24 protein-coding genes, 1 pseudogene and 1 riboswitch are annotated in these 21,251 nt (G+C 34.7%); of the genes and pseudogenes, 19 read left to right on the top strand and 6 right to left on the bottom strand.

The genetic code is table 11. From position 1 onward, the window contains the following. Positions 1-50: 50 nt before the first annotated feature. The 3 genes and pseudogenes from DET63_RS31090 to DET63_RS24940 all read left to right on the top strand — a co-directional run. Positions 51-221, top strand: a pseudogene (locus DET63_RS31090) (FtsX-like permease family protein); the annotation flags it as partial. A gap of 121 nt (positions 222-342) precedes the next feature. Further along, complete coding sequence (locus DET63_RS24945) at positions 343-597, top strand: hypothetical protein (RefSeq protein ID WP_002164894.1); 255 nt, start codon at positions 343-345, stop codon at positions 595-597. A 52-nt stretch (positions 598-649) separates the two neighbouring features. Then, complete coding sequence (locus tag DET63_RS24940; RefSeq protein WP_113938183.1) at positions 650-1,414, top strand: hypothetical protein; 765 nt, start codon at positions 650-652, stop codon at positions 1,412-1,414. Positions 1,415-1,453: 39 nt separating this feature from the next. Here DET63_RS24940 and DET63_RS24935 read toward each other — a convergent pair whose 3' ends face one another. After that, on the bottom strand, positions 1,454-2,377 hold the full coding sequence (locus DET63_RS24935; protein ID WP_113938213.1) for an Rpn family recombination-promoting nuclease/putative transposase: 924 nt from the start codon (positions 2,375-2,377) through the stop codon (positions 1,454-1,456). A gap of 66 nt (positions 2,378-2,443) precedes the next feature. On the opposite strand from DET63_RS24935, the gene DET63_RS24930 reads away from it, so the two are divergent. Next, positions 2,444-3,103 (top strand): DUF7003 family protein, encoded by a 660-nt coding sequence (locus DET63_RS24930; RefSeq protein ID WP_113938182.1) that lies wholly within the window; start codon positions 2,444-2,446, stop codon positions 3,101-3,103. Between the two features lie 109 nt (positions 3,104-3,212). On the opposite strand, the gene DET63_RS24925 is transcribed toward DET63_RS24930, so the two are convergent. Both DET63_RS24925 and hpt read right to left on the bottom strand, forming a co-directional pair. Next, complete coding sequence (locus DET63_RS24925) at positions 3,213-4,115, bottom strand: diacylglycerol/lipid kinase family protein (protein ID WP_113938181.1); 903 nt, start codon at positions 4,113-4,115, stop codon at positions 3,213-3,215. 150 nt (positions 4,116-4,265) lie between these two features. Continuing rightward, complete coding sequence (hpt, locus tag DET63_RS24920) at positions 4,266-4,793, bottom strand: hypoxanthine phosphoribosyltransferase (protein ID WP_000687586.1); 528 nt, start codon at positions 4,791-4,793, stop codon at positions 4,266-4,268. A 160-nt stretch (positions 4,794-4,953) separates the two neighbouring features. Between hpt and DET63_RS24915 the strand changes: the two genes are divergently transcribed. From DET63_RS24915 to DET63_RS24885, 7 genes are all read left to right on the top strand, one after another. Beyond that, positions 4,954-5,169 carry a hypothetical protein gene (locus tag DET63_RS24915; protein WP_113938180.1) on the top strand — a complete coding sequence of 72 codons (216 nt, stop codon included), beginning with the start codon at positions 4,954-4,956 and terminating at the stop codon, positions 5,167-5,169. A gap of 183 nt (positions 5,170-5,352) precedes the next feature. Then, a complete protein-coding gene (locus DET63_RS24910; RefSeq protein WP_113938179.1) occupies positions 5,353-5,685 on the top strand; it encodes a hypothetical protein in 333 nt (110 codons plus the stop codon). A gap of 160 nt (positions 5,686-5,845) precedes the next feature. Further along, positions 5,846-8,587: an S-layer homology domain-containing protein gene (locus DET63_RS24905; RefSeq protein WP_113938212.1), complete on the top strand. Its 2,742-nt coding sequence runs from the start codon at positions 5,846-5,848 to the stop codon at positions 8,585-8,587. 173 nt (positions 8,588-8,760) lie between these two features. Continuing rightward, complete coding sequence (locus DET63_RS24900; RefSeq protein ID WP_002138792.1) at positions 8,761-9,255, top strand: LPXTG cell wall anchor domain-containing protein; 495 nt, start codon at positions 8,761-8,763, stop codon at positions 9,253-9,255. Positions 9,256-9,344: 89 nt separating this feature from the next. Next, on the top strand, positions 9,345-9,965 hold the full coding sequence (locus tag DET63_RS24895; RefSeq protein ID WP_113938178.1) for a class D sortase: 621 nt from the start codon (positions 9,345-9,347) through the stop codon (positions 9,963-9,965). 54 nt (positions 9,966-10,019) lie between these two features. Next, positions 10,020-10,709, top strand: coding sequence for a response regulator transcription factor (locus DET63_RS24890; protein ID WP_113938177.1), 690 nt, complete (start codon positions 10,020-10,022; stop codon positions 10,707-10,709). Next, positions 10,706-12,559, top strand: coding sequence for a sensor histidine kinase (locus DET63_RS24885; RefSeq protein ID WP_113938176.1), 1,854 nt, complete (start codon positions 10,706-10,708; stop codon positions 12,557-12,559). Before DET63_RS24890 ends, DET63_RS24885 begins: the two co-directional genes overlap by 4 nt. Positions 12,560-12,778: 219 nt before the next feature. Here DET63_RS24885 and thiT read toward each other — a convergent pair whose 3' ends face one another. Further along, positions 12,779-13,438, bottom strand: coding sequence for an energy-coupled thiamine transporter ThiT (thiT, locus tag DET63_RS24880; protein ID WP_113938175.1), 660 nt, complete (start codon positions 13,436-13,438; stop codon positions 12,779-12,781). Positions 13,439-13,524: 86 nt separating this feature from the next. Further along, a riboswitch (TPP riboswitch) is annotated at positions 13,525-13,626 on the bottom strand. Positions 13,627-13,817: 191 nt separating this feature from the next. Here thiT and DET63_RS24875 point away from each other — a divergent pair. Genes DET63_RS24875 through DET63_RS24865 form a run of 3 tightly spaced genes read left to right on the top strand, consistent with a single transcriptional unit; the run spans position 13,818 to position 16,214 of the window. Then, positions 13,818-14,045, top strand: coding sequence for a FeoA family protein (locus tag DET63_RS24875; RefSeq protein ID WP_000060512.1), 228 nt, complete (start codon positions 13,818-13,820; stop codon positions 14,043-14,045). Further along, positions 14,042-16,030: a ferrous iron transport protein B gene (feoB, locus tag DET63_RS24870; protein WP_002129597.1), complete on the top strand. Its 1,989-nt coding sequence runs from the start codon at positions 14,042-14,044 to the stop codon at positions 16,028-16,030. The genes DET63_RS24875 and feoB overlap by 4 nt, the downstream gene beginning before the upstream one ends. A gap of 16 nt (positions 16,031-16,046) precedes the next feature. Beyond that, positions 16,047-16,214, top strand: a complete 168-nt coding sequence (locus DET63_RS24865; protein ID WP_000989601.1) for a FeoB-associated Cys-rich membrane protein — start codon at positions 16,047-16,049, stop codon at positions 16,212-16,214. 35 nt (positions 16,215-16,249) lie between these two features. Here the strand turns inward: DET63_RS24865 and DET63_RS24860 are convergent, their stop codons facing one another. Further along, a complete protein-coding gene (locus DET63_RS24860; RefSeq protein WP_002129594.1) occupies positions 16,250-16,828 on the bottom strand; it encodes a lipoprotein BA_5634 family protein in 579 nt (192 codons plus the stop codon). Between the two features lie 403 nt (positions 16,829-17,231). Here DET63_RS24860 and DET63_RS24855 point away from each other — a divergent pair, with 403 nt between their 5' ends. The 5 genes from DET63_RS24855 (at position 17,232) to DET63_RS24835 (ending at position 20,058) form a co-directional block, all read left to right on the top strand. Further along, on the top strand, positions 17,232-17,897 hold the full coding sequence (locus DET63_RS24855) for a PspA/IM30 family protein (protein ID WP_002015754.1): 666 nt from the start codon (positions 17,232-17,234) through the stop codon (positions 17,895-17,897). 80 nt (positions 17,898-17,977) lie between these two features. Next, positions 17,978-18,382: a DUF350 domain-containing protein gene (locus tag DET63_RS24850; RefSeq protein WP_002089172.1), complete on the top strand. Its 405-nt coding sequence runs from the start codon at positions 17,978-17,980 to the stop codon at positions 18,380-18,382. A gap of 21 nt (positions 18,383-18,403) precedes the next feature. After that, on the top strand, positions 18,404-18,910 hold the full coding sequence (locus DET63_RS24845; RefSeq protein WP_113938174.1) for a DUF4178 domain-containing protein: 507 nt from the start codon (positions 18,404-18,406) through the stop codon (positions 18,908-18,910). 13 nt (positions 18,911-18,923) lie between these two features. Beyond that, positions 18,924-19,742 (top strand): DUF4247 domain-containing protein, encoded by an 819-nt coding sequence (locus DET63_RS24840; RefSeq protein ID WP_113938173.1) that lies wholly within the window; start codon positions 18,924-18,926, stop codon positions 19,740-19,742. Positions 19,743-19,839: 97 nt separating this feature from the next. After that, the gene (locus DET63_RS24835; RefSeq protein ID WP_002167505.1) at positions 19,840-20,058 is read left to right on the top strand and encodes a hypothetical protein; all 219 of its coding nucleotides are present in this window, start codon (positions 19,840-19,842) and stop codon (positions 20,056-20,058) included. Between the two features lie 138 nt (positions 20,059-20,196). On the opposite strand, the gene DET63_RS24830 is transcribed toward DET63_RS24835, so the two are convergent. Further along, complete coding sequence (locus tag DET63_RS24830) at positions 20,197-21,069, bottom strand: YitT family protein (protein ID WP_000738210.1); 873 nt, start codon at positions 21,067-21,069, stop codon at positions 20,197-20,199. Positions 21,070-21,251: the final 182 nt, after the last annotated feature.

Here is a 21,251-nt window from a genome sequence, read left to right as displayed (position 1 = left end):
TAAGAGAACTGAATTAAAATAGATTTAATATGAGTAATTGAGGAATATATCCATTAGTAGTTAGAGTTTCACATAGTTTATTTGTGCTAAAAGGCTTATCGGCAGTACTTCCGTATGAAATTGCAGTCCCGTTATTAATTAGTATTGGTCTGTATAGCACCATGTATATTGGCTATTATTTCTTAACGGTTCGTTCTTATTTTCGGATTGTTAAGGAATAAAAATAGTGATGAAATTTCTCGTGAAACGAAAGGAAACATAGTGGGGATTATGTTCTCTTTCGCTTTTTTATTAGTTAAAATGAAGTGTGTATGACAATGGTATTTAAATGGAGTGTTATAATTGGGGATTTTAATTATAGTAGGATGCCTATTAATAGGCATCATTTTGATTGGCCTAAGCATTTATAGATTTGTAAAAGAAATAAAAGAAAAAGATTCAAAGAAAGATAAATGGACAGTAGTGGCACAAAATATTCTAGAGCTATTTAGTGATCCGCTGCACGGAGCACCGTTCTACTTTTTAATTGGTGCGCTCTTTTTTGTAGTGGGGCTTTTATTTCTCTCTATGGGAATGGGCTGGGTTGAAATTAATTAGTTGGTACTAGAGAATTAATTATATAGTCGTAGCGTTAAGAAGGAGAGAGTAAATGCCAATTATAAGAGATATCCAATTAAGTTTTCTAAAAAGAAAAGAGAATATAAGTAGCCTAGAAGTATTACAATTAACATCCTCAAGCAATTATGAGGAAGAGATATCTTTTTTACAAGAAACGAGCTGTATTACTTCTTTATACGAGCGACATATGCCAAAGCTAAGAACAGACTATGAAAAAGGTATTTTGATTTACTGTGTGGATGATATTTCATTATTAAATCAGTGGGAGAAGAAATATCGAATTTTCCCTGAATATATGAATGCTTTTGTAGAGTATGGGAGTGAAAAGGATTTTTCGTATTTATTAGAGCGAGAGAAAAAAGAATTAGCTCTTCGTATTGTACACTCTGAAATGAAGAATTTAGCTGTGAAATATGATTGGGATATAGAGGCGTTAGAAAAAGCATACAATCAGATACTGGATTTGGATTATAAAAATGAACTTGCATATATAAAGAAGAGTAGTCCAAATAAAAAATATGTATGTAGTATAATTTGTCAGCATGAAGTGGCTTATGCTGATATTTACTTAGAAATAAGGGAGTATAGAACTAGAAGGTTAATTAGAAAAGACAAACTTATTAGAGAAGAAGACATGTATAAAATGTTTAATCATGTTAGTGACGTGGCTTGGAAGTTAAACCATAAAGTGATGTTGATGAACGACAAAGGGAAAAATATATGGATGTTAACCTTTTTAGAGAAAAATGAGCCAGCTAATTTAGTTTGGAAGATTGAAAGAATTGAGGAAAGTTAATGAAAAAGAGCTTGAAACCATTCAAGCTCTTTTTCATTATTATTTATGTCTTAACATGTGTTCAACTTCATGTACACTTAATTTGCTTGCTTGAGAAATCGTTTCAAGAGGGATACCAAGTTCATACATACCTTTAATCATTTGTATTTTTCCTTGTTGAATCCCTTTTTTCATCCCTTTTTCCATCCCCTTTTCTATGCCTCTTTTCATTCCTTCTTTCTCTGCGTGGGCAAATTTTGCAGCCTCATCCATTAAAACCTTTTCCCTCGCTTCATAGGCTTGGCGAAAAGAAGAATCTTGACTCATACGTTCCCATTTATTTATCGCTTTTTGTAAAATAGGATCTTGGTTCATAGCAATATCCTCCAATGTTTTAGTTAAGTGTTCATCCTCATTTGCTGAAAGTAATAAAAGCCAACGAACAAATGGATCTTTCCATGGATTTACTTTTTCTTCATGCCATTGTTCTGTTAACTTTGGGATTTCTACAATGTGAATTTCTATGTCATCACTTAGTAGTTTCTGTTGTTGTGTATTCCATAATGTGCCCATTGTATGAAATTCTTTGTGATCTAAAAATATTATGAAGTTCAATAAATTAATGGTGATGGTTTTACGAAGTGCACTGTATGGCATGCCTTTTTGTAATTGAGATGTGTATAATTTTCCCCAATAATATAAACTGCGTTTCATCATATCGTGATTATTATTGAGCTGTATTTCGACATTTACTTTTGTCCCTGTGTTTAACGTAGCTGAAATGTCTAGAATTGATAATTTATCATTTGCGTGTTCCCGGTGTAAATGCGGATCTTCTAGTTGTAGAGAAGCGATGGGTGATTCTAAAGAATCTTGTAACATGGCATTTAAAAATGCAATTAGAATATCTTCACTACCATTCGTACCAAACAATTGTTTAAATGCAAAATCAATGCGTAAATTAACTAACTGTTGGTTGAACACAGCTTTTCCTCTCCCTTGTATATCAGGTTGCCTCTTTCCCTCATTGTACCTAAAAAGAACTAGGCCATGCAAACAGACCCTTCTGCTATTTTGAAGCTATTAGATAGAAAGCAAAGTAACTATGAATTTCCTGCCTTTGATAATGAATATATGGATATTTCGCAAGTGAAATTTTCTCTTTTCTTTAAAGATACTAAGGATTGGTTAATGGTGTTTCAAATTGTCGGTGTAGGTTCATTAGGTGTATTTAATGATATTCAAGTATATGGCAATAGAATGAATCATTTAATTGGTGATGACGGTATTTTGCAAGTAAAAGATGGAGATTATGAATTATTTGATAATAAAGGTGAATTTATACCGGATATTCATAACGGTAGTTTAAAAATTCGCGATCATCATTTTGAATATCAATTTACAGAAGAAGATTATGCGAATAATGGAATAGAAGTGAAAACGAAAGAGTCTTATCCAACATATTTCCTGCGTATGCTTGCTACTAATGAAGAAGCTAGAAAGTTATTATGGTGGGATAAAGAAGAAATTTTAGAAGAGTTCGGTTTAAAAGGTGATTGGGAAGTAGCTTATGAAACGGAAGAGTGGCAACATGTTGAAGAAGAGAAAGTAAGTGAAAATGAATTCTTCCAATCAGTAGCTGCAGCGATAGAGAAGCAAGATCCAAGTGTTATTGTAGACAAGGATGCTAATACGCACTGGAAAAATTAGGTGGAGTTTGATTACGAAAATTTATATTAAAAATTAAAGAGTAGATCAAAATGCCTTGCTAATAAAAAAGACGAGCCAAAGTGTTGAAACTTTAGCTCGTCTTTTTGCATTACACAACCGAAGGATTATAAATCATCGTAAAGTGCCCTTGTAATAGTTCAATATGACAAGGTGTATGAAGCGAACTTTCTCCATCTGTATCTACTTCTTTTTCTTCTTCTGTTTCAATATGAATGGATTTTGCTTTTACGTGGAAGATATCATTTTCATTTGTGTCTTCAAATAATTTCTTTCCGATGTAATCTTTAAATGCTTGGATGCCTGTGGATTTTACGACGAAAATATCAAGTGTTCCGTCATCGCATTTCACGTTCGGAATAAAGGACGGGATACCACCAAGATATTCACCGTTTCCAACCATAACAAGGACAGCTTCGTCTTCATATACTTGTCCGTCGTAAGTAATTTTTACTGGGAATGTTTCAGCGTTTTTGACAGTTCGAATGGTACTTAAGTAGTAACCGATTTTACCAAGCTTTGCTTTCTCTTCTGCATCAATATTGTTTGATACTTCAGATACGAGTCCAATGCCCCAGAAGTTTAAGAAGTGTTGTCCGTTTGCTTTTGCGACATCAATTGGTTTTACATGTTCTTTTGTAATGAGTTTCGCTGCTTCTGCAATATTTTGCGGAACACCAAGTGTGCGAGAGAAGTCGTTGCAAGTTCCGCCTGGAATGATTGCAAGTGTAGGTCTAGTTTCAAGAGGGGCTAAGCCGTTTGTGCATTCAAATACAGTTCCATCACCACCAAAGACGATAATTAAATCTACTTTACTAGCAAACTCTTGGCAATATTTTGTTGCATCACCTTGTTTTTTCGTATGAAGGATATGTAAGTCAGGAAAAGCTGCGGCAAGTGGTGGTACGATTTTTGTTAAGTTCGTATGTAAATCGCCTTGTCCTGCTTTCGGATTTACGATGAGGAGTACTTTTTCAAATTTTGTTTTTGTCATTCTTCATCTCTCCCTTTGTTTTTATAAATTACGGTAGAAATAAAACTTCCACCAATAATGCATGGAAGCTTATTTGATCCTGCTATTTGCGGGCCAATAATCATTGGGAATGGACAAAAATCCCAATGATTAAGGTTTCATTTTATTATATTATTCCGTTACAACTGAAGCGATAAATGGTAAGTTACGATATTTTTCTGCGCAGTCGATACCGTAGCCAACGATAAATTCGTCTGGAATTTGGAAGCCAACATACTCAGCTTTTAAGTCCACTTTACGGCGTTCAGGTTTATCAAGTAACGTACAGAATTTCAATGCTTTTGGTTTATGCATGAAGAAGTGATCTTTTAAGAAGTGAAGTGTTAAACCAGAATCGATAATGTCTTCTACGACAATTACGTTTTTTCCAGTAATGTTTACATCGATATCTTTTAATAGTTTTACTTTTCCAGTTGTTTCTGTTTGATTTCCGTAGCTGGATGCAGAGATAAAGTCGATAGTTACTTCGTTTTTAATATGACGAATTAAATCAGCAGCGAATACGAAAGATCCTTTTAATACAGCTATTACAACGATTTCTTCTCCTTCAAAATCACGTTCGATTTGAAGCGCTAGTTCTTTTACTTTTTCTTGTAATTGTTCTTCAGAAATTAAAGTGTCTTTTATTTCAATTTTCATTTGAATCCTCCTACAGTGTAAAACTTGTGAACATTTCGACTGTAAAGGATAGAAAGAAAAAAGTCAAAGAAGATATAAGGTTTTTACAGAAATCCCCACAAAATAGTCAGATGATATGATATACTGATAATATTAAGAAAACGCTTCCAAAAGGGTGGTTATGATGAAAAAGAAACAGTATACAAGTGTAACATTTATAAAAGCATTGCTTTTAACAATTGTTCTTGGCATGTTGGCTTACATAATTGATGTACCTGCAATTCGCATTTCACTAATTGGAATGACTTTAGTATTAGGCGCAATTTCCCACGGTATGATGTCACAGCTGCAAGAAGCTGGAGTAGATCATATGAAAGATCATATAGATAAGAAATGAGAAACCTTCACGTATAGAGAGTGAAGGTTTTTTGTTTCTTACAAAAATGTAAGGTAGTTGTAAGGCAAATCGATAGTTGCATAATAGTGTTTTGGATAAACTATAAGTGTAAGGTAAAAGGCAAGCATATTTTAGGTAAATTAAGTTTTAGGCACTCTATATGTGAAGAAGGAGTAGGAGGGCATGGAGAAACGTTGGACGACCTTTTCTTTTTTAGCAACTAGCAACACCGTAATGCTAGCTGGCGAAATGGATTTTTTGCACTTGTTTGATCGAGAAGACGATCATTCTTCTTCTAAATTTACAATGAAATGGAATAAATGGAGCGAGAGTTGTAGGTTTGAAGAAGAGGCCCCTAATGAAGAGCAAAAGATTATTTTGACAAACCCTATTAAAGCGTGGGTTGTTCAACGTCGTAAGTGTAACGTCAAAAATCACTTAAAGAAAACTGAGCCGAGACAATTAGTTATCACTCCGGCCCTTCCTACTTCTCAATCACGCGAAAGTAACAAATAAATATCGAGACACATCGAAAGAAGCATCGTATTTATACGGTGCTTCTTTCCTGTTCATAAAAAGTCCCTTAGTGTATGAAAGATTTGTTATGATTATAAAGGAATCTTACATTTTGCATATGGTAGGAAATATGATGGAAGTAAAATTAGAAAAGGTGTGTATGATGAAAAAATATAGTGTAATTGCAGTAGCGAGTTTATTGGCAACAAATCTATTAACATTTCCTTCTAGTTCGCTAGCGGAAATTGAAAATAAAACAAGAAATAATATAGAAGCTTTACAGAGTATACATAGTGATAGACAAAGTGAATTGCAAAAACAATTGGAAGTTATACAAGAGCAACAAATGGAATTAGAAAAAAGAAAAGATATTTTGAAACAGCAGGCAGAGTTATTTATTAAGGTTGACGAATTAAAACAGAAAAAAGAAGAGTTACTGAAACAAGGTAGCGAAGATAAAGGACAATTAGAAGAAGTTCAGCAAAAATTAGATGAATTAAAGAAACAACAAGAAAAACTTGAAAAGAAGAATCCGTTAGAACTAAAAGAAAAGAAGATTGATGAAAAGAATAACCAAGAAGAAACAAACTCGAATGAATTAGAGGAACAAAAAAAGAAGGAAGAGCTTGAAGAGAAGGATCGATTAGAAGTAGACGAAAAGAATAAACAAGAAGGGACAAATCATGAATTAAAAGAGAAGCAAAAGAGAGAAGAATTAAAGAAACAGCAAGAAGAATTACGAATAAAGCAGCAACAATTGGAGAAGCAACAAATAGAGTTAAAGCAGAAAGAAGAGCAGGAAAAACAAGAAATTGAATTAAAGCAAAAAGAAGAACAAACAAAACAAGAAATTGAATTAAAGCAAAAAGAAGAACAAACAAAACAAGAAATTGAATTAAAGCAAAAAGAAGAACAAACAAAACAAGAGCTTGAATTAAAGCAAAAAGAAGAACAAACAAAACAAGAAATTGAATTAAAGCAAAAAGAAGAGCAAGAAAAACAAGAGCTTGAATTAAAGCAAAAGGAAGAACAGGAAAAAAGAGAAGTAGAATTAAAGAGGGCAGTAAGTAATTTACAAGCAGCACCACAATCATTCCCTGATGTTCCAGGGTGGGCGGAAGAGTCTGTTACTTATTTAGTGAATAAAAAAGTAATTACAGGAATGCCGGATGGAACATTTTCACCGCATAGCGTATTAAGTAGGGCTGAAGCGGCTACAATTATGGCTAAAGTTTTAGGATTAGAAGTTAAAGAAGGGGACAAGCCGACCTTTATAGATTCGAAAGATAATTGGGCATCTTCTTACATTGCAGCGGTGGAAAAAGCAGGCGTTATTAAAGGTGAAGGAAACGGGAAATTTAATCCGTACGGTCAAATGACAAGAGCGGCAATGGCAACAATGCTTGTACAAGCATATCAATTAGATTCGAAAGTTAATGGAGAATTACCGACATTATTTAATGATGTGAAAGATCATTGGGGCGAGAAATTCATTAATATTTTAGTAGAATTAGGTATATCAAGTGGTATTGATGGAACACAGTGGCAACCTGATAAATCGATATCACGTGCTGAGGCAGCTCGACTTGTTGCGGTGACAGATCAATCTAAAGATAGCGAAGTAAAAGTGAAAAAGGTAAATATAACGAAAAATTTCTTTACTTATAATAGTCCATCATTATCATCAGGTATTTCAAATGAATATGCATCACAAGAAGTAAGGGTATATGAAGAAAGAGATGGTGGATGGATAAAAATTAATACGGATTTGGGTTTTAAGTGGGTGTGCTTAACTGAGAAGAAAGTAAATATAACGAAAAACTTCGTTACATATAATGAATCGTCATTATCATCTGGTATTTCAGGCGAGTATACTCCGCAAGAAGTGACGGTTGTTGAAGAAAGAGAAGGCGATTGGATTAAAATTCATACTAGTGTGGGCTATAAGTGGGTATGTCTAACTGAAAAGAAAGTACAGATTGATAGAGACTTTACTACTTATGATGCTCCGTCACGGTCTGCGAATGTTTTAGCGTATTATGGACCACAAACAGTAACTGTTGTAGAAGAAAGAGGAACGTGGCTTCGTATAAGTACATATGCAGGATACCAATGGTTGGACACGAAAAAGGAGACAAAGTATTTATCTAAAGTATTTTTCGCATATGACAGCCCTAGTTTTGTATCGCGCGTATCAGGGAAATATTCTCCGCAAACAGTAGAAGTGTATGGCGAAAGAGCAGGCGGTTGGATTCAAATACAAACTAATAATGGTTTGAAATGGGTGAATGAAGGCAATGTTAATCGTAGTCAAGTGATATTGAACGTACCATCAATTTACCAATTCCCAGAATTACACAATGGCTGTGAAGTAGTTTCTTTACAAATGCTTGTGGAACATCAAATTGGTCGTTCATTAAATAAAGTAGCATTTGCGTTTGAAATGCCTTTTGATCAAACAAAATTAAAGAACTATAAAACATCATCACAAATTTGGGGAGATCCAGATGTAGGGTTTGTAGGTGATGTGACAGGAAATACGCCAGGATATTCTATTAATCCAGAACCATTAAAAAGATTGTTAGATAAATATGCAAGAGGAACGAATTTAACAGGAAATAATTTCTCAGTCCTAGAAGATTATGTACGAAATGGGAAACCAGTTGTTACTTGGGTAACTGTAGCACTAAATAATCCAAGACCAATTACAACGTGGAAAACACCAGGCGGAAAAACAATTTATGGACGAATGAATACTCATGCGGTCGTTTTAACAGGTGTCGATGATAATTACGTGTATTATAATGATCCATTTTATGGAACGAAAAATGTGAAAGTGAGTAAGAGTTGGTTTGCAAGTATTTATAACCAAATGGGGAAGAAAGCTTTAAGTGTAGATTAAATAAAAAAAGGTTATCCAAAAGATTATTTTTGGATAACCTTTTTTTATAATGAAATCTTTAAAAGAACTCCATTTCATCTGCATCTTATATTTACATCTCTTGTTTATTCTAGTAATACATCCGGTGCGACGTAATGTATTACTAGAATAAAGTATAAAAGGAGAGAAATAAAATGAAAAAAAAACTATTACCAATTTGTGCGATGGCACTTTTAACAGTAGGATATTCTTCAGTAGCGAGTGCGGATACTGGAACATTAACAAAGGAAGAAGCGGCGCAAGTGCAGCAAGATGCAGCTAAAAAAGAAGAAGCAATTAAGGTACAGCAAAAAAATGATGTAGAGAAAAAGCAAGCGGCACAAGTACAAGAAAAAAGTGATATGGCTAAAAAAGAGGAAGCAATAAAAGCAGGGCAAAAGAATGATACAGCGAAAAAAGAAGTAACACCACAAGTTCAAGAAAAGGAAGCTCTTGCAAAAAAAGAAGAAGCAATTAAGGCCGGGCAAAAGAATGATGCAGCGAAAAAGGAAGTAGCAAAGCCAGCTGTACAAGGTGAAAAATTACCAAACACGGCATCAAATAATGTAGCAATGATGGCACTAAGCGCATGTCTTGTAGGAATAGGGACATTATTTGGTTTGAAGCGTCGTAATAAAGTTAAGGCGTAAATAAAATATTTTTCTATAAAGAATGGGATAATTTCATATATTAAAAATGGTAGGTTATTCCTACCATTTTTTGCATGGAGGGATGGAACATGAAGTTACTCAATTATATCGGTATCATATTGATGGCCATAGGGCTATTCATGGGATCGTATTACGCTGTGGAATGGTATAAAGGAAAAAGCTCTGCTCGAGAATTAACGAAAGAAGAAATAAAGAGCTTTAAAAATATACAAGATAATCAACTTTCACATGAAACACCTGTAACTTCCCAAGTACCTTCTTCTCAAACCGAGCATAAAGAAGGAGAAAAGGTAGCAATGTTAAATATACCGAAAATAAAGAAGAAGTTTTCTATATATTGGGGAGCAAATGATGCAACATTGAAAAAAGGAGTCGGTATGTTTGTCAGTGATTTAACGACAACACCATCTGGAGGGGGACATACTGTACTGAGTGGGCATCGAGATACTGTATTTACAGATTTAGGAGAGTTAAAAGAAAAGGATAACCTTATTTTGGAGTATGATAATAAAATGTACACATACGAAATTCAAAAGACATGGATTACACATGCGGATGATCGCACTGTTATTGTAAAAAAAGAAGAGCCGACATTAACACTGACGACTTGCTATCCATTTGATTATATAGGGGATGCACCGGATCGATATATTATCGAGGCAAAGTTAATTACGAGCAATTCAAAATAAAATTATCAAGTACAAAATGCTAGCTACTTAAAATGAGAGGGGGAGACATAGATTATGTCAAAAAACATTTTAATTGTTGAAGATGAAGATATTTTACGCGAAATATTAAAGGATTACTTTTTGAGTGAACAATATAAAGTGCTTGAAGCGAGAGACGGGAAAGAGGCTTTAGTTTTATTTGAAGAAGAAGAGGTCGATTTAGTTATACTTGATATTATGTTACCAGAACTAGATGGATGGTCTGTTTGCCGAAGGATCCGTAAGACGTCCGGGGTCCCAATTATTATGCTGACGGCACGTGTAGATGAAGATGATACGTTACTTGGATTTGAGCTTGGGGCAGATGATTATGTTGCGAAACCGTATAGTCCGCCTATTTTATTAGCGAGGGCGAAACGATTATTAGAAAGTAGACAAGCATCAAAGAAACCTTTAGAAAATGAAGATGATACGTTATCAATTCATGGCATTCACGTCCATTTTCCGTCACGTACTGTTACTGTTGATGAGGCAGACATTACTTTAACACATACAGAATTTGAAATATTAGTGTATTTCATGAAAAACCAAGGAATTGTACTAACAAGAGAGCAATTAATTTCAAGAATTTGGGGATATGAGTTTGCTGGTGATGATCGAACGGTTAATAGCCATATTCGTAATTTACGAAATAAATTAGGAGAGAAATCAAAGCACATTACAACTGTAGTGCGAACCGGTTATAAATTCGAGGGGAACATATGAGAAATGGGATTGTACTTAAATTATTTACACTTACAACAGCCCTATGTATGTTGATTTTAGCGACGATATTTATTGGGCAAACAATATTTTTCAAACAATATTATGCGAACCGAAAAGTAGAAGATATTAAAGTGAATTTAAATTCCTTTGAGAAGAATTATTTGAATTATGCAGGAAGTGCAGAAGAAGTTCAGAAACTGGAGCAAGATTTTTTAAGAGAAAATAATACGTGGATTACGACGTTAGATCAGAATGGGAATTTAAAACATGTGGATGATTTTTATTTTGAAGTAACGATAGACCGTAGGCAACAAAAGAGCTTTGGACAACAAATATTCAAGATTCCCTTAGGTAATCTCGTCAATATAGAGGAGATTGATAATAAATTATCAGAGAAGTTTTTAGGACAAGAAATTTATTTTTCTGGAGTGAGAAAAGAAGAAAGTTTTATTCCATTCTCTTTCTCGTTAGGTAAACAAAATTTAAGTGGATCTAATAAACCGTTAGAAAAAGCATTTAATGAGAAAATGATTAAATTAGATCAGGAGAAAAAGAAAGCAGCTGAGGAACAAGTTGTTAAGGAAAAGAAGCCGGCCGTTCAGGAGCAAGCTGCTCAGGAATTAGATGCTTTCATAGTAGGACGTGTTACGAAAGTACAGTTCCCCGATGTAAAAGGTCCTGTGAATCCAATTTATAAAAATAGTTTATTCTTAGATAGCATAAAGGAATTTCAAACTGAGTTATTATTAAAAGAGAATAATCATATACAGTATTCAACACAAATAATGGACTATGAAAAAAATGATATAAAATATAAATTATTAATTAAACCAAAAAAAGAAAAAGACGGATCGGTAACATATATATATGCGATGGCTTCTTTACAGCCTGTAGATGAGGCTGTACAAATGGTGCAAGATTATTACATCTATATTGTAGCATTTGTAGTCGTTCTAATTTTTCTAGCTTCGTTTTATTACTCAAAACAAATTGCAAAACCGTTACTAAAAATAAATGATACAACGAAGAAAATAGCTCATTTGGATTTCACAGAAAAAATTCCGATTACTTCAAAAGATGAAATTGGTGATTTATCGCAAAATATTAATACATTATCTAATAAACTACATTCACATATTGGACAGTTAGAACAAGATATTGAAAAAGAAAGAAAGTTAGAAAACACAAGGAAAGAATTTATTGCGGGTGTATCGCATGAACTAAAAACGCCGCTGAGTATTATGAAAAGCTGTATTTCCATTTTAAAAGATGGGGTAGCTGAACATAAGAAAGACTACTATTTTCAGGCGATGGAAAAAGAAGTAGACAAGATGGATATACTAATTTTGGATATGCTTGAATTAGCTAAATTTGAGTCTGGCACATATAACATGAAGATGGATTCTTTCTATATAGATGGAGTGATTGAAGAAATATGTGAACAGCTTTCAGCGGAGATAGAGAAAAAAGAACTGAGTGTGCACAAACATATATGTCCAGCAGAAGTGATTGGGAATCAAAATAGAATTGAACAAGTAATTGTGAATTTTATTACGAATGCAATACGTTATACACCAGAAAAAGAAGATATTATTATTTCCACAATAGACGGGAAGGATCATATAAAAGTATGTATTGAAAATAAAGGTGCTCACATTGAAGAAGAACAATTAGATAAAATTTGGGATCGTTTTTATCGCGTGGATGCGGCAAGGAAACGTTCACAAGGTGGAACAGGGCTTGGCCTTGCGATTTCAAAAAATATTTTAGAACTGCACAATGCTGAATATGGGGTGAAGAATACCGAAGATGGTGTTTTATTTTACTTCTATTTACCGAAAAAAGCGTAGATAATACAATCTACGTTTTTTTAATTTAACTTCATATTATCTTTACCTAATCTTTATTTTTAAGAAGTATAATTTGGATAGAAAATGAGGTTATGTAAGGAGTAGATTAGCCGTGAATAGCGATTTACTAGGCGTGATGGTATTTATTTTTCTTTGTGCATTTATTGTATTTATTATTGATATTACTCATTGAGAGCTTTGATAAAAAAAGAGCGCTAATTAAGCGCCCTTTTTTTGTGTATTCATTTGATAAGCACCGATGCTTTTGAATAAGCGTGGTGAAGTTGTAAATAAAAGAATTAGTAATACAGTACATAGTATGAAAGAACCGATCATGGTACTGCCGTTTACAATTAATGAATATAGCACAGCTGATTGTCCTTTAGGTGCATATTGACCAAAGAAAATAATACCAGCAATAAAGTGACAGAAATAGCGTGCAAAGCTGCCGACAAATGTGGCAAGGATAATGTAAACGAGTGCTTTTTTTCCTTTGTTTTGTTTTGGTTTATCTTTGCGACTACCAAAATTTGAATGCTCTGCATTACTGTTGTCTGAGGCAAGTGCTTTTTGAATTGGACGATAGAATAAACCAGCAAAGCCGATAAAGGCAAAGGCAATGAAGTACTCAATGAATGCTTGAACTGGTGTTAGAATGTAAGCATCGCCTACGACAATTTGTAAAAGCCCCCAAATTAAGCCTCCTAAGAAAGCCCTTTTGAAGCCCCAGCGGTATGCGATAATAAAAATAGGAATCATAGCAAATGAGATGGAACCGCCTGTTGGAAGTTTAATTGATAATGGTAGAATGTCGATAATCAAGGCGAAGGCTGCAAGAATAGCAGATTCGATCATCGCTTGTAAATTGGTGTTACGCATGTTGTCTCCCCCTAAATCCAAGTTTCACAAAAAAGAACATTATCATAGGAGGATACGAAATACGTAAATAAAAAAAGAGGTGTGTATTTCGGACGTTTGCACAATTCCTGCGTTAGCATTAACTAACAGGTTCAAAGGGTCGGAACGAATTGTTCCCTCTCAGCGGTAAGGCTCCCCCTGTGATAACGAGATTCTTTTGTTATTGTTTATTGTAAGTGAAATGGATGAGAATGGCAAACATACTTTGTATGACAATTATTGAAATATAATTGTATTGAAATGTTGATAAATATGAAGCAAAAAGATATAGTCCAAGTGAAATAGAGTATGATATAATTTTTTTGAAAATAATTATCATTCTCTTCTGAGGGGGAAGGTTATGAGCTTAGTAGATATTAAAATTGGCGAGAAAGTGTTAGTAAAAAGTATTCAGTCTTTAGATCAGTTATTAAAGCGTAGACTAGCTGCTTTCGGTCTCGCGGAAGGAAGCGAACTTCGCTTGAAACAGAAAGCGATGTTTAAAGGTCCTTGTACATTGGAGTGTCGTGGACAGTTAATTAGTATTCGTCATTGTGACGCGAAAATGATAAAGGTGGAATTAGCGTGAATAAGGTTGCTTTGCTAGGGAATCCGAATACAGGGAAAACATCATTATTTAATGCACTTACCGGTTCTTATGAATATGTAGGAAACTGGAGTGGTGTAACAGTAGAAAAGAAGGTTGGTAAATTAAAAGATAAGCAAGGAACATTAATTGATTTACCAGGCGTTTATGATTTGAATCCAGTTTCACGTGATGAAGGTGTCGTTACGAATTTTCTACTAACAGATGAATTTCATCATATGTTAAATATAGTGGATTCTTCTCAATTTGAGCGAAATATGCATTTAACATTGCAATTACTTGAATTTGGTAAGCCCGTTTCAATTGGTTTAAATATGATTGATGTGGCAAAGCAAAGAGGAATTGTTATTAATGTAAAACGGCTATCAGAAATATTAGGTGTAACAGTCGTTCCTGTCATCGCAAGAACCGGAAAAGGCTGTGAAGAATTACTTACTACTCTTCATGAAGAGAAACAAAAAGAGAAAAAGCCATTCATTATTTCATATGGTGTACAAATGGATGAAGGAATTGGAGAGGTAATCGCTCTTTTAGAGACAGCGAATTATGAGCATCCGAGATGGTTAGCCCTTCAATTTTTAAGCAATAACGAAGTAGTAGAAAAAGAAATGAAAGCATTACCAATTTATAAGGAACTTATAGCCATTCGATCTCGTTTAGATGGAAAACTTGATTGTACGTTGGAAGAGCACATTTACAAGACTCGTGAAGCGTATATTGAAAAGTTAAAAACAAATGTTATGCAACATGAGAAAGAAGGGAAAATTCCTTTTTCAGAAAAAATTGATAGGTTAATTACACATAAAATTTTAGGACTTCCAATCTTTTTAGCAGTTATGTTTTTTATTTTTCAGGTTACGTTTACGTGGATTGGTACACCTTTATCGGATATGCTTGATGGATTTTTTGGCGGACAACTTACTGATTGGGTTACAGCTGGGCTCACAAGTGTTGGTGCTTCTGACTTTATTCAAGCACTCGTTACAGAAGGTATTATTGCTGGTGTTGGTGCGGTATTAGTATTCGTTCCACAAATCTTTGCACTATTCTTCTTCATTTCATTATTAGAAGACTCAGGATATATGGCACGAATTGCAGTTGTTATGGATAGAATTATGGAGTTTTTCGGTTTAAACGGAAAAGCATTTATTCCGATGATTATCGGCTTTGGATGTAACGTTCCAGGTATTATGGCAGCGAGAACGATTGAACAAGAAAAAGAAAGGTTACTTACAGTTCTTGTAACACCGTTTATGTCTTGTTCGGCACGTTTACCTGTATATGCACTATTTGCGGGAGTTTTCTTCCCTCATAGTCAGGCGACTGTTGTGTTCTCTTTATATATCGCAGGGATTGTTCTTGCATTACTCGTTACAAAAATTATGTCTCTTACTATTTTAAAAGCAGAAAAATCTATTTTTGTAATTGAACTACCACCTTACCGTGTGCCGCAAGCGAAAACGTTATGGCTGAGCACGTGGGAGAAAGGTAAAGGATTTGTTCGTAAAGCGGGTACATTCATCTTCGGTGGTTCTGTTGTCATTTGGTTATTAAACTATGCAGGTCCATCAGGATTTGGTGTTGATATGGGAGACAGTTTCTTAGCGATGATTGGTGGATTTATTGCACCACTTTTTGCACCGCTCGGTTTTGGAACGTGGCAAGCTGCGGCATCCCTTTTAACAGGATTTTTAGCGAAAGAAGTTGTCGTTTCTACGATGGCAATTATTTATGCGGTTAAAGAAGATGTGCTAGGAAATGTAATGGGAGCACATTATACTGCGCTATCAGCCTATGCATTTATGTTCTTTATTTTATTATATGTTCCGTGCTTAGCGACAGTAGCTGTTATTAAACGTGAAACTGGATCGATGAAATGGACAGTTTTCTCTGTCGTTTATCCGCTCGTTGTTGCTTATGTATTAACGCTCATTATATACCAAGTTGGGTCCTTACTCGGATTCTAGAAGGAGATGTATCGCGGTGATGGTCAATATTATAATTGGAGCTATCATTTTTGGTTATGCAGCATATACGTTAGTTAATTTTGTAAAGAGAAGTAAAAAAGGCAAATGCGCAGCATGCTCTTTAAGTAAGTCATGTCAGTCGCAAACTTGTAGTCCAGATATGGAGCAAATTGCTCATAAATAGAAAAAAGCTTTGCGAATTTCGCAAAGCTTTTTTGTTTACTTTTTAATTTTTACAAGCTGAGAAGCTTCTACTCCGTTGTAACCAGGGAATTCTTTACTAGGGTCTTTATCGAATTTTAATACACCAACAGATTTTTCATCACCTTTTACATTTCCATAAGTTGCATCGTCAACAATTGCGAACATGTCTGCATATGCACGGCCACTTCCGATAATTGTGTTGCCTTCGTATTTTAATTTTGCCCCATCAAGTGTAGCATTTTCTACTTTCTCTTTTGCAAATAACACGCCTTCTTCTGTTGTTACAGCTGGTAATTTATCAAGTGGTTTTGTATCATCGTTTTTATCAACTTTGCTAAGTAATTCTTTTTTCACCAGTTCTTCACCAGTTTTCTTATCCATTACAAGAACTTTTTTACCCTCTAATGTTGTCATTTTCATTTTATAGAAGTCTTTTTCTTTCACTTCTTTTTTATTTTTATCTGTAACTTGTTGAATTTGCTCATCTGTTCCGTATAGTACAAAGCCGTTCGCTTTTTCTCCTAATAAAGAACAACCTGATAATGCTCCGAATGAAATTGCTGCTGCTAATCCGATTCCTACTAATTTTTTCATGATGATTGCTCCTTTTATATGTTTTATAGTAAATACATTTTTTGTATTAGTCCTGAAATTATGAGAAGCTTGTTTGTTGCTTCTGGTATTAGTGTATAAGAAATATTGAAACGTAACTATCGAGTTAGCTTACAGTAACATTACAATAATGTAATTTAGTGAAAGTGCATAAAAATATGTCAATTCTGAAGAGGATTAATGAGAATATATTAGGAATACAATGTTTTATCTAGAATGTCATATTATATTGGCTGTATTTTGGAAATAACATGTAAGGACATATTAGTTTTGTTATAATAAACACATAGGCTGTAAAAATGAATATTCTTTACTGTTAAGGGAGATTTTTCAGTTTTCCAAGTAGTGAATTTGAAATATGAGGTAAGTCATAGGAGGAATTAGAATGTCTGTATTTAAACGATTACGAGATTTAACAATGTCGAATGTATATTCATTAATTGAAAAAGCGGAAGATCCAGTTAAGATGACGGATCAATATTTACGCGATATGCAAGCGGATGTACAAGAAGCTGAGAAAAGTGTAGCAGCTCAAATTGCACTTGAGAAGAAATTCAAAATATTATTTGAAGAGCAAGAAGCACTTGTGAAAAAACGTGAAGAGCAAGCTCATATGGCTGTTCAAGCAAGCAATCTTGACCTTGCGCGTCGTGCTCTTGAAGAAAAACAAAATGCAGAGCAAAAGATGAATGAGTATAAAGCGAGCTATGAGCAAAACAAAGCAGCTGCTGATAACCTTCGTCTGAAGCTAGAAGAAATGCGTAAGCAATTAACAGAGCTGAAAAATAAACGTGAAACACTTGTTGCACGTGTAAATGCAGCGAAAGCACAAAAGAATATTAATCAGGCGATGTCTGGATTTGATTCAAATTCAGCAAAAGCTGGTTTAAGCCGTATGGAAGAGAAAGCACTTCAATTAGAGGCTGAAGCAGAAGCAAGCGGTGAAATTTACAAGAAAGAAAAGTCGTTAGATGATGAATTCGCAAGCTTAAACAAAAATTCTGTTGTTGACGATGAATTAGCTCGTATTATGAAGCAGTATGAGAAATAATATAGAATAGACAAAGAAACCGACATGTCTGAAGAGAATTCATGTCGGTTTTCTATTACTTTTTTAGAGGAGGTTTTGTAATGACGTGGATGAATGTTTTAGCTATGCTTGTATGGACTGGGGCGAGTGCAGTACTTTTATTTGCAATTATGTGGGTTGATTCGATTTTTACAAAATACAATGATTTAAAAGAGATGAAAAATGGAAATACAGCAGTGACAACGCGTTTCGTTATGAAATTATTCGCTCAAGGATACATTTTGTCACAATCGATTACGAAAGCGAATGACTTATGGCAAGCGCTTCTTGCCTCAGCAGTTTCATTCGTTATTTTATTAATTGTAGAAATGTTCATTGAGTTTGTGTTAAAGAAAATGTCTGGTTTAGATTTAGAAGAAGGAACGAAAGAAGGCAGCGTAGCACATGCGTTGTTAGCTGGTTCATTACATATCGTTGGTGCACTTATTTTAGGTGCTTGTTTATAAAGAGAAAAGGAGGGGTAGATTGTGAGCTTATTTAAACGTATTAAAAATATAATGAAAAGCCCAGAGCCGCCGAGGCCAGAAAAGAGTCTTTTAACGTTGGCTCCTGGCGATATGATTGAAGTCTCGTTAGTCATGTACGAATTAACTGGGAAAACGAGCATGCATTCTCGCAAAGAGATTGTTTTAACTTTGCAGGACGGGAAAGATATTCGTTATTTGAAAATTGAAGACCGTGAAAATACGTATTACAAATTGTATACACCGATTGATGGTCGTTTAGATTCAATCGATGAAATTCCGACGACGATTGAAATGGATGATATAGAGTATCATATGGAAGAACAATATAATGGACGTGTTGTTGTTATGGGGAAAACACCATTCGCTGCTTCAGAAGAACAGTACGTATGGGAATTCCAATCTGATAACCGCAAATTATTACGTGTTGAATGGCAAAATGGTCGCACAATGATGTATGAGGGAGAAGTAATTATTCCTGCTGATGTACAAATCATAAGAGCAACATAAGGGGGGCGTAATCATGTCAAACCGATTGTTTACCATGATTAAATCGTTCGTGATCCCTATACTTGCTATCGTTACATTACTTGTTATTGCCGGTTATGCTTTATCGGGCTGTCAAAGTGGTCAGGCGAAGTCAATTCAGGACCGTTACCCACTAGAGTCTGTCGCAAAGGATGGTAAACAAGAATCTTACGTGTATAGGGCCGCCAATCGGTCAGTTCCTGAAGTTGCAAAGGAACTTATAGCCGAAAGGACACCGAAGCAAGCATCTAAAGAAGACGAAAATCAAATGTTCCTCGTTTATTCTGATAAAATGTATAATTTACAAAAGGATAAAGAGAAACCATCTGATACGTTAATTGAAATAAGCAATGAAGAATTTGTCCGTCAAAATTACCAACCATCCTTCTTACAAGGATATATAATGGGGAGTATATTAAACGATATATTCGGTTCACGCAAATCATCATACGGTGATTATCGCGGATATAATGACAGACAAAATCATAAACCGGTGATCCCGGAAAGACCACCTACGAAAGAGGAAAAGAAAACCCCGCCTCCAATTACGAAGGAAGGGAAAGGATCTATTATTAAGCGAGGCGATAATGTAGATCCGAAATCATCTGTAGGTGATAAAGGAAGTATTACGGAAAAAGGAAGTAAAACGACGCCACCGCCTTCTACCGGAAGCAAAGGGAAAATTACGAAAAACCCGGGTGGCTCGAGTGGATCTGATGTGAAGCCGAAATCATCCATTAAAACCCCACCAAAGAATACGTCGCCCCCGAAAACAAGGGTTGGCGGTTCAGGGAAAATTATGAAGAGAAGATAGTGTAGAGACCGAAAAGTGGAATTTTCTTTTCGGTCTTTTTATTATGGGAATTAATTCCTTATAGCTGGTACAATTAAGTTATAAGGAGGAGATTATTATGAGTATATATAAAAGGTTTAGTTTGATTATGTTCCTCGTCTTATTTCTCAGTTTGTTTATTAGCACAACGATGAAATTTCACTTTATAGTAGGTATTCTATGGATACTGTGTACATGTACTCTCTTTCTATATGTTCCGCTTCGCTTTCAGCATGAAGTGCCCGCCTTTCAAAAGTACGTCGATTGGATTAAAAGCGGGGGAAGATGGGGGGAGTAAAATATATCAACGGTTTTTCGATTATATCTATCGTAGCTCAAAATATATCAACGATTCGAAAAGGAATATCGATTTACCAACTTCATAATAAAAAGAGGCTGCACCAATATTTTGGCACACCCTCTTTTTTCATAATGATTAATGAATATCACGTTTCTTAAAGTTACCGCCTTTTACTTCAGCTACGTCATAAACTGTAATAAAGGCATTAGGATCGATTTCATTAATCAGGTCCTTCATTTTACTTTCTTCTAAACGGTTAATTACACAAGAAATTTCTTTGAATTTCTCTCTTGAATAACCACCATATACTTCGTTATACGTTGCGCTTCGGCCTAAACGATCGCGAATTGTTTCTACCATTAATTCAGGCTCTTTCGTGATGATTTTAAATGTTTTCGAACCACTTAAACCAACTTCAACGATATGAATCACTTTCGAAGCGATAAAGTAAGCAATTGCCGAAAGGATAGCCCCTTGAAGACCAAATACTGTTGAAACAAAAATAAAGACAAACATATTTAAGAATAAAATAAGGTCACTTGTTCCAAAAGGTAACTTACGAGAAAGTAATACAGCTAGCATATCGATTCCATCTAATGCGCCGCCGTTACGTAAGGCTAGTCCCATACCGAAACCGATAATAATACCACCAACAACTGTAACGAGTAGTGTATCGCCTTCAATAATAGTTGGTATTCCGTGCATGACAACGGTACCTATTGCTAATGAAGCAATCCCGATGATGGAATAAATTGCAAAGCTTTTACCGATTTGTTTATATCCTAACCAAACGAAAGGAATGTTAATAACTGCGATTAGAGCTCCTAATGGCAATCCAAATAATCTTGAACTAACGATACTTAAACCAGTCACACCACCGTCGGATACGTTATTTGGAATTAAGACAGCTTCTAATCCGTACGCTGTGATAAATGCCCCAATAATAATCATCAAAGCTTTTGAAGCAATTTTCAGCTTATTGGGCTTACTCTTGATCATTTTTTTCATATAATTTCCTCGTTTCAAACTAGTTTCTTATTTGTTACGTAATTCACACCTAAACTCCATTTTAACATTTAATTTGAAAAAATTCTCCTTTAATGGATGTATGCAGGGGATATTATCACCATATTACCATTAAAATATTTTTGAAATTCGTATAAGAAATCCCATCCTTTTAAAGGATGGGA

The sequence above is a fragment of the Bacillus sp. DB-2 genome, from assembly GCF_003315125.1.
Taxonomy (GTDB): Bacteria; Bacillota; Bacilli; order Bacillales; family Bacillaceae_G; genus Bacillus_A; species Bacillus_A mycoides.
This window is presented reverse-complemented; position numbering and strand designations above follow the sequence as displayed.

Coding starts and splice junctions, on each gene's coding strand:
- DET63_RS24940 (WP_113938183.1), top strand. CDS start 650: ATGCCAATTATAAGAGATATCCAATTAAGTTTTCTAAAAAGAAAAGAG.
- DET63_RS24930 (WP_113938182.1), top strand. CDS start 2,444: ATGCAAACAGACCCTTCTGCTATTTTGAAGCTATTAGATAGAAAGCAA.
- DET63_RS24925 (WP_113938181.1), bottom strand. CDS start 4,115: ATGACAAAAACAAAATTTGAAAAAGTACTCCTCATCGTAAATCCGAAA.
- hpt (WP_000687586.1), bottom strand. CDS start 4,793: ATGAAAATTGAAATAAAAGACACTTTAATTTCTGAAGAACAATTACAA.
- DET63_RS24915 (WP_113938180.1), top strand. CDS start 4,954: ATGATGAAAAAGAAACAGTATACAAGTGTAACATTTATAAAAGCATTG.
- DET63_RS24910 (WP_113938179.1), top strand. CDS start 5,353: ATGGAGAAACGTTGGACGACCTTTTCTTTTTTAGCAACTAGCAACACC.
- DET63_RS24905 (WP_113938212.1), top strand. CDS start 5,846: ATGATGAAAAAATATAGTGTAATTGCAGTAGCGAGTTTATTGGCAACA.
- DET63_RS24900 (WP_002138792.1), top strand. CDS start 8,761: ATGAAAAAAAAACTATTACCAATTTGTGCGATGGCACTTTTAACAGTA.
- DET63_RS24895 (WP_113938178.1), top strand. CDS start 9,345: ATGAAGTTACTCAATTATATCGGTATCATATTGATGGCCATAGGGCTA.
- DET63_RS24890 (WP_113938177.1), top strand. CDS start 10,020: ATGTCAAAAAACATTTTAATTGTTGAAGATGAAGATATTTTACGCGAA.
- DET63_RS24885 (WP_113938176.1), top strand. CDS start 10,706: ATGAGAAATGGGATTGTACTTAAATTATTTACACTTACAACAGCCCTA.
- thiT (WP_113938175.1), bottom strand. CDS start 13,438: ATGCGTAACACCAATTTACAAGCGATGATCGAATCTGCTATTCTTGCA.
- DET63_RS24875 (WP_000060512.1), top strand. CDS start 13,818: ATGAGCTTAGTAGATATTAAAATTGGCGAGAAAGTGTTAGTAAAAAGT.
- DET63_RS24860 (WP_002129594.1), bottom strand. CDS start 16,828: ATGAAAAAATTAGTAGGAATCGGATTAGCAGCAGCAATTTCATTCGGA.
- DET63_RS24855 (WP_002015754.1), top strand. CDS start 17,232: ATGTCTGTATTTAAACGATTACGAGATTTAACAATGTCGAATGTATAT.
- DET63_RS24850 (WP_002089172.1), top strand. CDS start 17,978: ATGACGTGGATGAATGTTTTAGCTATGCTTGTATGGACTGGGGCGAGT.
- DET63_RS24840 (WP_113938173.1), top strand. CDS start 18,924: ATGTCAAACCGATTGTTTACCATGATTAAATCGTTCGTGATCCCTATA.
- DET63_RS24835 (WP_002167505.1), top strand. CDS start 19,840: ATGAGTATATATAAAAGGTTTAGTTTGATTATGTTCCTCGTCTTATTT.
- DET63_RS24830 (WP_000738210.1), bottom strand. CDS start 21,069: ATGAAAAAAATGATCAAGAGTAAGCCCAATAAGCTGAAAATTGCTTCA.